Annotated in this window: 1 protein-coding gene; it reads left to right on the top strand. The window is 75.5% G+C overall.

Annotated elements, in window-relative coordinates:
- Nucleotides 1-86 precede the first annotated feature (86 nt).
- The gene (locus tag QUY26_RS04790) at nt 87-14,825 is read left to right on the top strand and encodes a type I polyketide synthase (RefSeq protein WP_436840483.1); all 14,739 of its coding nucleotides are present in this window, start codon (nt 87-89) and stop codon (nt 14,823-14,825) included.
- The last annotated feature ends 233 nt before the right edge of the window (nt 14,826-15,058 follow it).

Below are 15,058 nucleotides of genomic sequence, written 5' to 3'. Positions count from 1 at the left end.
CTCCGCGCCCCGGGGCCCGCCCCGCCCCGCCCCTCACGCCCCGACTTCTCCCCTCTCCGAACTGTCTCTAGGAGCTAGGCCAGATGGTGAACGACGACAAAATCCGCCGCCTTCTCAAGCAGGTGACGGCGGATCTGCACACGACTCGTCGGAGAGTGCGCGAACTCGAGTCCAAGGACGCGGAGCCGGTCGCGATCATCGCGATGAGCTGCCGCTTCCCCGGCGGCGCGAACACCCCCGAGGAGCTGTGGCGGATCGTCAGGGACGGCGTGGACACGGTGTCCGCGTTCCCCACGAACCGCGGCTGGGACGTGGCCGGGCTCTACCACCCCGACCCCGACCACCAGGGCACCACGTACGCCCGCGAGGGCGGCTTCGTGTACACCGCCGACGAGTTCGACGCGGGCTTCTTCGGCATCTCGCCGCGCGAGGCCCGCGCCATGGACCCCCAGCAGCGCCTCCTCCTGGAGACCGCCTGGGAGGCCGTCGAGCGGGCGGGCATCGACCCGCTGAGCCTGCGCGGCAGCCGCACCGGCGTGTTCACCGGCACCAACGGCCAGGACTACACGGCCGTCGTCGCCGAGGCCGCCGACAGCACCGAGGGCTACTCGGGCACCGGCAACACCGCCGCCGTCGTCTCCGGCCGCCTCTCCTACAGCCTGGGTCTCGAAGGCCCCGCCGTCACCGTCGACACGGCCTGCTCGTCGTCCCTGGTCGCCCTGCACCTCGCGGCCCAGGCGCTGCGCCAGGGCGAGTGCGGGCTCGCCCTCGCGGGCGGCGTGTCGCTCATGTCGACGCCCACCGCCTTCGTGGAGTTCAGCCGCCAGCGAGGCATGGCTGCCGACGGCCGCTGCAAGGCGTTCGCGGAGGCGGCGGACGGCACGGGCTGGGGCGAGGGCGTCGGCCTGCTGCTCCTGGAGCGCCTGTCCGACGCGCGCCGCAACGGGCACGAGGTCCTGGCCGTCGTCCGCGGCTCCGCGGTCAACCAGGACGGCGCGAGCAACGGCCTGACCGCCCCCAACGGCCCCGCCCAGCAGCGCGTCATCCGCGCCGCCCTCGCCAGCGCGGGCCTCACCGCCGGAGACGTCGACGCCGTCGAGGCGCACGGCACCGGCACCACGCTCGGCGACCCCATCGAGGCCCAGGCCCTCCTCGCCACCTACGGGCAGGGGCGGCCGCGCACCCGGCCGCTGTGGCTCGGCTCCGTCAAGTCCAACGTCGGGCACACCCAGGCCGCCGCGGGTGCCGCCGGTGTCATCAAGATGGTCATGGCGATGCGCCACGGGCTGCTTCCGCGGACCCTGCACGTCGACCAGCCGTCGACGCACGTGGACTGGACCGCAGGAGCGGTCGAGCTCCTCACCGAGCCCCGCGACTGGCCCGGCCGCGAGGACGCGCCGCGCCGCGCCGGCGTCTCCTCGTTCGGCGTCAGCGGCACCAACGCCCACGTCATCGTCGAGGAAGCCCCCGCCGACGTACCGCAGGAACAGGCGCAGGACGCTCCCGACCAGCCCCAGGCCGCCGCCGAACAGGGCGTGACCCCGGAGTCCGGCACCGGACCGCGGCCCGCCGTCGGCCCCACGCCCTGGCCCCTGTCCGGCCGCACCGCGAAGGCACTGCGCGCCCAGGCCGCACGCCTGCGCGAACACCTCCTCGACCACACGGCCCTCGCCGAGGACCGCGCCGGGCGCGCCGACATCGGCTGGACCCTCGCCACCGGCCGCTCCGCCTTCGAACACCGCGCCGTGCTCCTCGGCGAGGACCGCGACCAGCTGCTGCACGCCCTGGAAGCCCTCGCCTCCGAAGGCCCCGCCGCCCCCGGCACGGTGACCGGCGCGGTCGCCGAGGGCCGTCTCGGGGTCGTCTTCACCGGGCAGGGCAGTCAGCGGGTCGGCATGGGGCGCGAGTTGTACGAGGCGTTCCCCGCCTTCGCCACGGCGTTGGACGAGGTGTGCGCGCACCTGGATCCGCTCCTGGACCGGCCGCTGAAGGACGTCATGTTCGGCACCGACGCCGAACTCCTCGAACAGACCGGGTACACCCAGCCCGCCCTGTTCGCCGTCGAGGTCGCCCTGTACCGCCTCGCCGAGTCCTTCGGGGTGCGGCCGGAGATCGTCGGCGGCCACTCCATCGGCGAACTCGCCGCCGCGCACGTCGCCGGGCTCTGGTCCCTCGCGGACGCCGCCCGACTGGTCGCCGCGCGCGGCCGGTTGATGCAGGCCCTGCCCCGGGGCGGCGCCATGCTCGCCGTGCAGGCGTCCGAGGCCGACGTCGCGCCGCTGCTCGCGGAGGTCGCCGAGTGGGTGGGCCTCGCCGCCGTCAACGGCCCCGCCCAGGTGGTGCTCTCCGGCGACCGCGGCGTCCTGGAGGACCTCGCGGGACAACTGCGCGCCGAGGGCCGCAAGACCCGCTGGCTCAAGGTCAGCCACGCCTTCCACTCGCCGCTGATGGCGCCGATGCTCGACGAGTTCCGCCGGATCGCACGGTCACTCGCCTACCAGGACCCGGCGCTCCCGGTCGTGTCGAACGTGACCGGGCGACTCGCCGCGGCCGCCGAGCTGAAGGACCCCGAGTACTGGGTGCGGCACGTGCGCGAGGCCGTCCGCTTCCACGACGGACTCGGCGCCCTCACCGACTTCGGCGTCACCACCCTGCTCGAACTCGGCCCCGACGCCGTCCTCACGGCGATGGCCCACGACACCCTCACCGACCCCGCCGCCCAGGCGGGCCTCGTGGCGGCGCTGCGCCGCGACAGGACCGAACCCGACACGTTCCTGACCGCCCTCGCCCGGCTGCACGTGCGCGGAACAGACGTCGACTGGACCCCGCAGTACGCCCCGACGCGCGCCCGGAGCCGCGTCGACCTGCCCACGTACGCCTTCCAGCACCAGCGGTACTGGCTGGACACCACCGCGCCCGCCGCCTCGGCCGCCACCCCCGGCACCGCCCTGTCCGACGACGCCGACGCCCGCTTCTGGGCCGCCGTCGAGAACGAGGACATCACGGAGCTCACCGGCGCCCTGGACGTACCCGACGACGCCCCGCTGACCGAGGTCCTGCCCGCCCTCACCGCGTGGCGCCGCCGCAGGCACACCACGTCCACGCTGGACAGCTGGCGCTACCGCGTGACCTGGAACCCGCTGCCGCCCCAGCAGCCGGGCGACACCCCCGCCCTCACCGGCACCTGGGCCCTGCTCGTCCCCGACGAGCACGCCGACCACCCCTGGTGCGGCGCGGCCGGGCGGGCCGTCGCCGCGGACGGCGCCCGGGTCGCGGTGGTGCGCGTCCCCGCCACCGCCGCCACCGACCGGGCGGCCCTCACCGCGCTCCTGACGCAGCACGGGGCGACCGCGTGGGACGGGGTCCTGTCGCTCCTCGCCCTCGGCGCCGGGTCCGGATCCGGGACGGGTTCGGCCACCGGCGCGGAGGCCGCACCGGGCGCGGGACCGGCCGCCGAGACCGCCTCGACCCTCGACGGCGAAGCGGCGCCGGCCGCCGCCCTGCGCACGGCCGTGCTGCTCCAGGCGCTCGGCGACAGCGGCAGCACCGCCACCGTCTGGGCCGCGACCCGCGGCGCGGTGGCGACGACGCCGTCCGAGCCCGCCGCCGACCCCGCGCAGGCGACCGTCTGGGGCCTCGGCCGCGTCGCCGCCCTCGAATTCCCGCAGTCCTGGGGCGGCCTCGTCGACCTCCCCGAGGCCGCCGACCCCACGGCGGTCACCCACCTCACCCGGACACTCGCCGCCGCGTCGGGCCCGGCGGGGGCGTCGGACCGGTCCGGTGAGGACCAGGTCGCGGTGCGCGCCTCCGGCGTCTTCGCGCGCCGCCTGGTGCGCGCGCCCCTCGGCGACGCGACGCCGGGCGCGGCCCCCGCCGGTGCCACGGAAGCGCAGTGGTCCGCCGACGGCGGCACGGTGCTCGTCACCGGCGGCACCGGCGCCCTGGGCGCCCACGTGGCCCGCTGGCTGGCCCGTGCGGGCGGCGCCGGCCATGTGCTCCTGACGAGCCGGCGCGGCCTCGACGCGCCGGGCGCGCCCGAACTCCGCAGCGAACTGGAGGAGTCGGGCGTACGCGTGACGGTCGCGGCCTGCGACGTCGCCGACCGCGCGGCGCTACAGGCCCTGCTCGCCGACATACCCGACGACGCGCCGCTGACCGGCGTGTTCCACACGGCGGGGGTCCTCGACGACGGTGTCCTCGAAGGCCTCACCGAGGAGCGGATGGCCTCGGTGTTCCGCGCGAAGGTGGCGTCGGCCCGGCACCTGGACGAGCTGACCCGCGACGCGGACCTGTCGGCGTTCGTCCTCTTCTCCTCCCTCGCCGGCGTCGTCGGCGGCGCGGGACAGGGCAGTTACGCCGCCGCCAACGCGGCCCTCGACGCCCTCGCCGAGGCCCGGCGCGCCGCCGGGCACGCGGCGACCTCCGTCGCCTGGGGCCCCTGGGACGGCAGCGGCATGGCCGCCGAGGGAGCCGCCGCCGAGCGGCTGCGGCACGGCGTGATGCCGCCCATGGACCCCGGCCTCGCCATCACCGCCCTGCACCAGGCGCTCGACGGCCACCAGGCGCTGGCCGTCGTCGCGGACGTCGACTGGGCCCAGTACGCGCCCGGCATCACCGCCGCCCGCCCCAGCCGCCTCTTCGCGGACATCCCCGAGGCCCGCGCGGCCCTCACGGACGCGCCCGCCGCCCCCGGCACGGCCGCCGCCCCCGCGAACGCGCTGGCCGACCGCCTCGCCGCCCTGGCCCCCGCGGACCGCGAGGCCGCCCTCCTGGACCTGGTGCGCCGGCAGGCCGCCGACGTCCTCGGCCACGCGAGCGCGGACGACGTGCACGTCACCCGCGCCTTCCGCGAACTCGGCTTCGACTCGCTCACGGCCGTCGAGCTGCGCAACCTCATCGGCGCCGCCACCGGCCTGCGGCTGCCCACGACGCTGGTGTTCGACTACCCGACGGCGACCGCGCTCGCCGCCCACCTGCACACCGAACTCTTCGGTGACGAGAGCGCGACCCCGCTGCCCGCCGCCACCGGCGCGGCGGCGGACGACGAACCCCTCGCCATCATCGGCATGAGCTGCCGCTTCCCCGGCGGCGTCCGCAGCCCCGAGGACCTGTGGCGGCTCGTCGCCGACGGCGTCGACGCCATCGCCGACTTCCCCGCCGACCGCGGCTGGGACACCGAGGGACTGTTCCACTCCGACGCCGAGCGCGCCGGGACCTCGTACGTCCGCGAGGGCGGATTCCTCTACGACGCCGGGCAGTTCGACGCCAAGTTCTTCGGCATCAACCCGCGCGAGGCGCTGGCCATGGACCCGCAGCAGCGGCTCCTCCTGGAGACCTCCTGGGAGGCCTTCGAGCGCGCCGGGATCGACCCGGCGAGCCTCGGCGGCAGCCAGATCGGCGTGTTCGCGGGCACCAACGGCCAGGACTACACCGCCGGGGTTGACCACGTCCCCGACGAGGTCGAGGGCTACCTCGGCATCGGCAACGCCGCGAGCGTCGCCTCCGGGCGCATCTCGTACACCTTCGGCCTCGAAGGCCCCGCGGTGACCGTCGACACGGCCTGCTCGTCGTCGCTGGTCGCCCTGCACCTGGCCGCGCAGGCCCTGCGGCAGGGCGAGTGCACCATGGCCCTCGCGGGCGGCGTGTCGGTGATGTCGACCCCGGCGACCTTCGTGGAGTTCAGCCGTCAGCGCGGCCTCGCCGCGGACGGGCGCTGCAAGGCGTTCGCCGACGCGGCCGACGGCACCGGCTGGGGCGAGGGCGTGGGCATGCTCCTCGTCGAGCGTCTTTCCGACGCCCGCCGCAACGGTCACCGCGTGCTCGCTGTCGTCCGCGGTTCCGCCGTGAACCAGGACGGTGCCAGCAACGGCCTGACCGCCCCCAACGGCCCCTCCCAGCGCCGCGTCATCCACGCGGCCCTCGCGAACGCGGGCCTCACGCCCGCCGACGTCGACGCCGTCGAGGCGCACGGCACCGGCACCACGCTCGGCGACCCCATCGAGGCGCAGGCGCTCCTCGCCACGTACGGCAAGGAGCGGTCCGCCGACCGGCCCCTGTGGCTGGGCTCCATCAAGTCCAACATCGGGCACACCCAGGCAGCCGCCGGTGTCGCCGGTGTCATGAAGATGGTCATGGCGATGCGGCACGGTGTGCTGCCCAAGACCCTGCACGTGGACGCCCCCTCCGCCGAGGTGGACTGGTCGGCGGGCGCCGTGGAGCTCCTGACGGGAGCACGCGACTGGCCCCGGCACGCCGACAGCGCGCCCCGGCGCGCGGGCGTCTCGGCCTTCGGCGTCAGCGGCACCAACGCCCACGTGATCGTGGAGCAGGCACCGGCGGACGTGCCGGCCGCGCCGGACGAGTCCTCCGCCGACGCCGAACCGCCCACCTGCGTGACCCCCTTCGTCCTCTCGGCGAAGACCCCGGAAGCACTGCGGGAGCAGGCAGGACGGCTCCATGAACACCTCCTGTCCCAAGCTGGGACGGGCGGCGGGCAGACCGCCGGGATCGGAGAGGTCGGCTGGTCCTTGGCCGTCGCGCGGTCGCGGTTCGAGCACCGGGGCGTCGTTCTCGGGCGGGACCGGGACGAACTGCTCGCCGGGCTCGACCGGCTGGCGCGCGGCGACGACCGTACGACCCCGCGGGGCGACGGCACGGCCGACGACGTGAGCGCCGGGCGCGTCGTGGTCGGACAGGCGCAGGGCGGCACGGCCCGCCCGGTGTTCGTGTTCCCGGGACAGGGGGCGCAGTGGGCCCCAACGGCACGCCGACTCCTCGACGAGTCACCGGTCTTCGCGCAGCGCATGCGGGAGTGCGGGGACGCGCTGTCGCCGTTCGTCGAGTGGGATCTCTTCGACCAGCTGAGCGGGGAGAACGTCGACCGGGTGGACGTGGCCCAGCCGCTGCTGTTCGCTGTGACGGTGTCCCTCGCGGCCGTGTGGCAGGCGTCCGGCGTGGAGCCCGCCGCCGTCGTCGGCCACGGCCCCGGTGAGATCGCGGCCGCGTGCGTCGCGGGTGTGCTGTCACTGGACGACGCGGCTCGTGTCGTGGCCCTGCGGAGCCTGGCGCTCCGTGAGCTGTCGGGCCGGGGCGGGACGGTGTCCGTGCCGCTGCCCGAGGCCGAGGTGCTGGAGCTGATCGCCGCCCGGGACGGCCTGATCGAACTCGCGGCCGTCAACGGCCCCGCCGAGTGCGTCGTCTCGGGTGCGACCGAGGCCCTGGACGAACTGGTCGCCCAGTGCGCCGCCCGCGGCGTCCGGGCCGACGTCCTCGCGGCGGGCCACGGCGCGCACACCGCGCGGGTGGAGGCCGTCGAGGCCCACCTGGCGCAGGCGCTCGCCCCGGTGGTGTCCCGCCCGGCGGACGTACCGGTGTTCTCCTCGCTGACGGGGGAGAGGCTGGACGCGGGCACCCCGATGGACGCGGGCCACTGGTACCGCAACCTGCGGCACACCGTCCGCTTCGAGCAGTCCGTCCGCGCGCTGCTCGCCGAGGGCCACGGCCTGTTCGCGGAGATGAGCCCGCACCCGGTGCTCACGACCGCGGTCCGGGCCACCGCCGACGCCGCTGGCACCCCGGCCGTCGCGCTCGGCTCCCTCACCCGGGACGAGGGCGGCGCCCACCGCCTCATGACCGCCGTCGCCCAGGCCCACGCGCACGGCGCGGAGCTGGACTGGCAGGCGCTCTTCCCGGGCGCCCGCACCCTCGTCGACCTGCCCACCTACGCCTTCCAGCACGAGCACTTCTGGCTCGTCGACGGGCGCACGCCGACCGGCACGCCGGGCATCGCGACCGACGAGGTGGAGGCGCGGTTCTGGGAGGCCGTGGAGCGCGAGGATCTGGAGGGGCTCGCGGCGGAGCTGGAGGTGGCGGACGGTTCCGCCGCCGAGCTGGGCGCGGTCCTGCCGGTCCTGTCGTCGTGGCGGCGGCAGCGGCGTGAGCGGTCGACTGTGGACGGGTGGCGCTATCGCGTCATGTGGAAGCCCCTGGCGGGCGGCGTTCTGCCTGGTCCGGTGCTGACGGGCCGGTGGTTGGTCGTCGTACCGGAGGAGGCTGCCGCGCACCCGTGGACCGCGGGTGTCACCGAGGCGCTGGCGGCCGCCGGTGCGGAGGTCGCCGAAGTCCGCGTGAATGCAGATGAGTTGACGCGTGAGGCACTGGCCTCGCGGCTGCGCGAGCACGTGCCCGGGACTTCCGAGGCCGCTGACGCCCCCGGCGCCGGCGACACGTCGGCCCGGCTCGCCGGTGTCGTCTCCCTCCTCGCCCTCGTCGAGGACCCGCATCCGGCGCACCCCGAGCTGCCCCTCGGCCTCGCGGGCACCCTGGCGCTGGTCCAGGCCCTCGGTGACGCCGAGGCCGACGCGAAGCTGTGGGCGGTCTCCAGCGGAGCCGTCTCCACCGGCCGCAGCGACCGGCTCGCCGGTGCGAAGCAGGCCCAACTGTGGGGACTGGGACGCGTCGTGGCCCTGGAGCACCCGGAGCGCTGGGGCGGTCTCGTCGACCTGCCGCCGACCCCGGACGGCCGCGCGGGCACCCGGCTCGCCACAGCCCTGGCGGGCATCCCCGCCGAAGGGTCGGCGGACGGCGGCGGCAACGGGTACGAGGACCAGGTCGCCGTGCGCGGCTCGGGCATCTTCGTACGCCGACTCGCCCACGCCCCGTCGGCCGACCGCCCGGCACGGGACTGGACGCCGCGCGGCACCACGCTCATCACGGGCGGCACGGGCGCGCTCGGCGCGCACGTGGCCCGCTGGCTCGCCCGCGAGGGCGCCGACCACCTCGTCCTGACCAGCAGGCGCGGCATCGACGCGCCCGGCGCCGCCGAACTCGCGGCGGAACTGCGGGAGTCGGGAGCCGAGGTCACCGTCGCGGCCTGCGACGTCGCCGACCGGGACGCCGTCGCCGCGCTCCTCGACGAACTCGCGGCCGCCGGACGCACCCCGCGTGCCGTCTTCCACGCCGCCGGGGTGAGCCCCGCCGTCGCCCTCGCCGACACCGCGCCCGCGGACCTCGCCCACGCGCTGGCCGCCAAGGCCGCGGGCGCCGCCCACCTCGACGAACTCCTCGCCGACACGGACCTCGACGCCTTCGTCCTGTTCTCCTCCATCGCCGCCGTCTGGGGCAGCGGCGGCCAGGCCGGATACGCCGCCGCCAACGCCTTCCTCGACGCGGTCGCCGAACGCCGCCGCGCCCGCGGCCAGAGCGCGACCTCCGTCGCCTGGGGCGCCTGGGGCGGCAGCGGCATGGCAGCCACCGCCGAGGCCGAGGAGCACCTGCGCCGCCGCGGTGTCGCGCTGCTCGCACCCGAACTGGCCGTCGGCGCGCTCGCCCAGGCGCTCGCGTCCGACGAGACGTGCCTGACCGTGGCCGACGTCGACTGGGAGCGGTTCGCGCCCACCTTCACCGCCGCCCGCCCGAGCGCCTTCCTCGGTGGCCTGCCCGCGCTGCGCCCGAAGCCGCAGCGCGCGAAGGACGCCCCGGCGGGCGACAGCGGTCCGGTCTCGGAGTGGGCCGCCCGCCTCACCGGACTCCCCGAGCCCGAGCGGCAGCGCCTGGTCCTCGACCTCGTGCGCGCCGAGGCGGCCGCCGCCCTCGGCTACGGCGGCGCCGAGGCCGTCGAACCCACCCGCGCCTTCCGCGAGCTGGGCTTCGACTCCCTCACCGCCGTCGAACTGCGCAACCGCCTCACCGCCGCCACCGACGTCCAGCTGCCCGCGACGGCCGTCTTCGACCACCCGTCGCCCGAGGTCCTGGCCCGCCACCTGCTGGCGGAGCTGTCCGGCGGAGCCACCGCCGCGACGACGGCCCCCGTCCCGGCGGCGCCGACCGCCGACGTGTCCGACGACCCGATCGCCATCGTGTCCATGAGCTGCCGCTTCCCCGGCGGCGCCACCACCCCCGAGGGCCTGTGGCAACTGCTCGTCGACGGCACCGACGCCATCTCCGTCTTCCCCGCCGACCGAGGCTGGGACCTCGACGGTGGCGCCCGGTACAAGCCCGAGGGCGGCTTCGTCTACGACGCCGCCGAGTTCGACGCCGGACTCTTCGGGATCTCCCCGCGCGAGGCCCTGGCCATGGACCCGCAGCAGCGGCTCCTCCTGGAGACCTCCTGGGAACTCTTCGAACGCATCGGCATCGCCCCCAAGTCCCTGCGCTCCACCTCCACCGGCGTCTTCGTCGGCTCCGGCTTCCAGGGGTACGCGACCGGGCTCGACAGCGTCCCCGAAGGCGTCGAGGGACACCTCATGACCGGCACGTCCGGCAGCGTCATCTCCGGCCGCCTCGCCTACGCCTTCGGCCTCGAAGGCCCCGCGGTGACGGTCGACACGGCGTGCTCCTCGTCCCTGGTCGCCCTGCACCTGGCCGCGCAGGCCCTGCGTCAGGGCGAGTGCGACCTCGCCCTCGCGGGCGGCGTCACCGTGATGGCGACAGCGGGCGCCTTCGACGAGTTCAGCCGCCAGGGCGGCCTCGCCGGCGACGGCCGCTGCAAGCCCTACGCGGAAGCCGCCGACGGCACCGGCTGGGGCGAGGGCGCGGGCCTGCTGCTCCTGGAGCGCCTGTCCGACGCCCGCCGCAACGGCCACGAAGTACTGGCGGTCGTGCGTGGCTCGGCTGTGAACCAGGACGGCGCGTCCAACGGCCTGACCGCCCCCAACGGCCCGTCCCAGCAGCGCGTCATCACCCAGGCCCTCGCCAACGCGCGCCTCGCGCCCGAGCAGATCGACGCCGTCGAGGGCCACGGCACCGGCACGACCCTCGGCGACCCGATCGAGGCCCAGGCCCTCATCGCCACCTACGGCCAGGACCGGCCCGCCGACCGGCCGCTGCTCCTCGGCTCCGTGAAGTCCAACATCGGCCACACGCAGGCCGCCGCCGGTGTCGCGGGCATCATCAAGATGGTCATGGCGATGCGCCACGGCATGCTCCCGCAGACCCTCCACATCGACCGGCCGAGCACCCACGTCGACTGGTCCGCCGGGACCGTGGAACTGCTCGACCGCGCCCGCGAGTGGCCCGACCGGGACGGCGCGCCGCGCCGCGCGGGCGTCTCCTCGTTCGGCGTGAGCGGCACGAACGCCCACGTCGTCGTGGAACAGGCCCCCCGCCGCAGGCCCACCACCCCCCAGGGCCCCGACGAGGTGCACACCACCGCCACCGCCGTCCCCTGGCAGCTCTCGGCCCGCACCGCCGACGCCCTCCGCGCCCAGGCCGCCCGCCTGCGCGAACGGCTCCTCGCCGACCCCACCCTCACCGCCGACCGCGCCGCACTCGCCGACGCGGGCTGGTCCCTGGCCACGGGCCGCTCGCCCCTCGAACACCGAGCCGTGGTCTTCGGCCGCGAGCGGGACGACTTCCTGTCCGGCCTGGACGCGCTGGTGTCCGGCGGCCACGCGCCGAGCGTGGTGTCCGGTGCGGTGGTCGAGGGCCGTCTCGGGGTCGTCTTCACCGGGCAGGGCAGTCAGCGGGTCGGCATGGGGCGTGAGCTGTACGAGACGTTCCCGGTGTTCGCCGATGCGCTGGACGAGGTGTGCGCGCACCTGGACGGGCTGTTGGACCAGCCGCTGAAGGACGTCATGTTCGGCACCGACGCCGAGCTGTTGGAGCAGACGGGGTACGCGCAGCCCGCGTTGTTCGCCGTCGAGGTGGCTCTGTTCCGTTTGGCGGAGTCCTTCGGGGTGCGGCCGGAGGTTGTCGGTGGTCACTCGATCGGTGAGCTGACGGCCGCGTATGTGGCCGGACTCTGGTCCCTGGAGGACGCGGCTCGACTGGTCGCCGCACGTGGCCGGTTGATGCAGGCTCTCCCGGCGGGCGGGGCGATGCTGGCGGTGCAGGCCGCCGAGGCGGATGTGCTGCCGCTGCTTGAGGGCGTGTCCGACCAGGTCGGTCTGGCGGCCGTGAACGGGCCGTCGCAGGTGGTGCTCTCCGGTGACCTCACCGTCCTGGAGGGCTTGGAGGAGAGGCTGCGGGGTGAGGGCCGCAAGGTGCGGTGGCTGAAGGTGTCGCATGCCTTCCACTCGCCGCTCATGGACCCGGTCCTGGAGGACTTCCGCAAGGTCGCGGGAGGGCTGGCGTACCAGGACCCGAAGCTGCCCGTCGTCTCCAACGTCACCGGCGAGCTCGCGGAACCGGACGAGCTGAAGGACCCGGAGTACTGGGTGCGGCACATCCGTGAGGCCGTCCGCTTCCACGACGGACTCGCCACTCTCACCGGCCAGGGCGTCTCCACGCTCCTCGAGTTGGGCCCGGATGCCGTCCTGACGGCGATGGCGCACGACACCGTCACCGACCCGGCCGCCCAGGCGGGCCTGATCGGCGGACTGCGCAAGGACCGACCCGAGCCCGACACCTTCCTCGCCGCCCTCGCCAAGGTCCAGGTGCGCGGCGCGGAGGCCGACTGGGCGCCGCTGTACGCACCGGCCGAGGCACGGCGGCGCGTCGACCTGCCCACGTACGCCTTCCAGCACGAGCACTACTGGCTGGAGGCGGCGTCGGACACGGCGGGCATGGCCGGTACCGGTGCGGTGGACGAGGTGGAGTCGCGGTTCTGGGAGACCGTGGAGAGCGCGGACGCGGCCGAGCTGGCCAAGACCCTGGAGGTGTCGGACGACGCCCCGCTCGCCGAGGTCCTGCCCGCGCTGACCGCCTGGCGGAAGCAGCGGCGCGAGACCTTCACCCTCGACAAGTGGAACTACCGCGAGTCCTGGACGCCGCTCACCGAGTCGGCGGCCGGGAAGCTGACGGGCAGCTGGCTCGTCGTCGTACCGGAAGAGCGGAGGGACGCCCGGACGGAGGGCCACGCCGACGGTCACATCGACGTCACCGCGTCGTGGCACGCGGCCGTGGCCGCCCTCATGGCCGAGCACGAGGTGCGGCTCGTGACCGTGGCGGTGCCCGCGGACGCCACCGCACGGGACGCGTTCGCCGGACCCCTGCGCGCCGCGCTCGGCGAGGCCGCCGAGGGGACTGCCTTCGACGGCGTGCTCTCGCTGCTCGCAGTCGACGAACCGGCAGCCGCCCTGGAGGCCGACGCGGACGCCCCCGGTGACGGCGGCGCCGTACCGGCGGAAGTCACCCGCACGCTGGCGCTGATCCAGGCCCTCGGTGACACCGGCGTCGACGCCCCCCTGTGGTGCGCCACTCGGGACGCCGTCGCCGTCGGCCACGGCGACGCGCGGACCGCGCCCGCCCGCACCGCCCTGTGGGGTCTCGGCCGGGTCGCCGCCCTGGAGTACCCGGAGCGCTGGGGTGGTCTCGTCGACCTGCCCGACAGCGCCGACACGGCCGCGCTGTCCCGGCTCGGCCGCGTGCTCGGCGGGGCCTGGGCCGGTGAGGACCAGGTGGCGGTGCGCGGCTCCGGCGCGTTCGGGCGCCGCGTGGTGCGTGCCCCGTACGACGGCGAACCGGCCGCCGCGTGGGCGCCGCACGGCACCGTGCTCGTCACCGGCGGCACCGGCGCCCTGGGCGGCCACGTGGCCCGCTGGCTCGCCCGTGAGGGCGCCGACCACCTCGTCCTGACCAGCAGGCGCGGCCCCGACGCGCCCGGCGCCGCCGAACTCCGCGCGGAACTGGAGGAGTCCGGCGTCCGCGTGACCGTCGCGGCCTGCGACGCCGCCGACCGGGACGCCCTTGCCGCCCTCCTCGCGGAGATCCCCGCCGACGCGCCGCTGACCGGCGTGTTCCACGCGGCCGGTGTCCTCGACGACGGCGTGCTCGACGCGATGACGCCCGAGCGGCTCGCGACCGTCTTCCGCGCGAAGACGGAGTCGGCCCGCAACCTGGACGAGCTGACGGCCGATCTGGACCTGTCGGCGTTCGTCCTGTTCTCCTCCTTCGCCGGTGTGGCCGGCGGCGCCGGACAGGGAAGCTACGCCGCCGCCAACGCCTACCTCGACGGGCTCGCCCACGCCCGCAGGGCCCGCGGCCTGACCGCCACCGCGGTGGCCTGGGGCCCGTGGGCGGGCAGCGGCATGGCCGCCGAGGGAGTGGCCGCGGAACGACTGCGCGGCGGGGCACTGCCGCCCCTGGAGCCGGAGCGCGCCGTCGTCGCCCTCCAGCGGCTCCTCGGCCAGGACCGCACTGCCGTCCTCGTCGCCGACGTCGACTGGCAGCAGTACGCACCGGCGTTCACCGCGGTCCGGCCCAGCAGGCTCTACGCCGAACTGCCGGAAGCACAAGCGGCACGCCTGTCCGGCACCGGCGTGGCCGACGGCGGCACCGGCGTCGGCGGTCCCGCCGCCGGGCAGGGCGGCCCGGACCTCGCGGCACGCCTCGCGTCGCTGCCGCGGCCCGAACAGGACCGGCTGCTCCTGGACCTCGTCTGCGAACAGGTCGCCGCCGTCCTCGGCTACAGCGGCGCGGCAGCCGTCGAACCCACCCGCGCCTTCCGCGAGCTGGGCTTCGACTCCCTGACCGCCGTCGAACTCCGCAACCGCGTCAACGCCCTCACCGGCCTCGTCCTGCCCGCCACCGTGGTCTTCGACCACCCGACCCCCACGGCCCTCGCCGACTGCCTGCGCACCGAACTCGCCCCGGACGCCGCCGACCCCGCCCTGCTGCTGCTCGGCGACCTCGACCGGCTCGAAGGCAGCCTCGCCGCCGCCGGATCCGCGGGAGCCGCCGACGAGATCACCCGCACCAAGGTCGCCGTGCGCCTCCAGGCGGCCCTCGACCGCTGGAAGAACACCGCCACGGGCACGGGCACGGGCGCGCAGGCGGGCGCAGCAGGAACAGCCACCACCGACGCCCCCGACGTCGGCGAACAACTCGCCGCAGCCAGCGACGACGAGATGCTCGAATTCATCAAGAAGCAACTCGGAAGGGGCTGACAACCCCCCAGTGATAAACCGCGTCTTCGTCGATGGATGGACAAGGAGCGCTCGTCAAGGTAATTAATTGAACCGACAGCCCCTACCCACCCCCTTTGCGCACGCACTCGCCCCCGGCCTCATTTCGAGGCAATCCCGTAGGGGCGAGTAGGGGGAGGGTAGGGGTTGTTGGTCGTATGGGGCCCCCATAGCGTCATCGAGAAAACGGCTGCGGACAGGTCCGTTGTATGCCA

Source organism: Streptomyces flavofungini (genome assembly GCF_030388665.1).
Classification (GTDB): domain Bacteria; phylum Actinomycetota; class Actinomycetes; order Streptomycetales; family Streptomycetaceae; genus Streptomyces; species Streptomyces flavofungini_A.
Note: the sequence above shows the minus strand (reverse complement) of the source record. Positions and strands in the feature narration are given on the sequence as shown.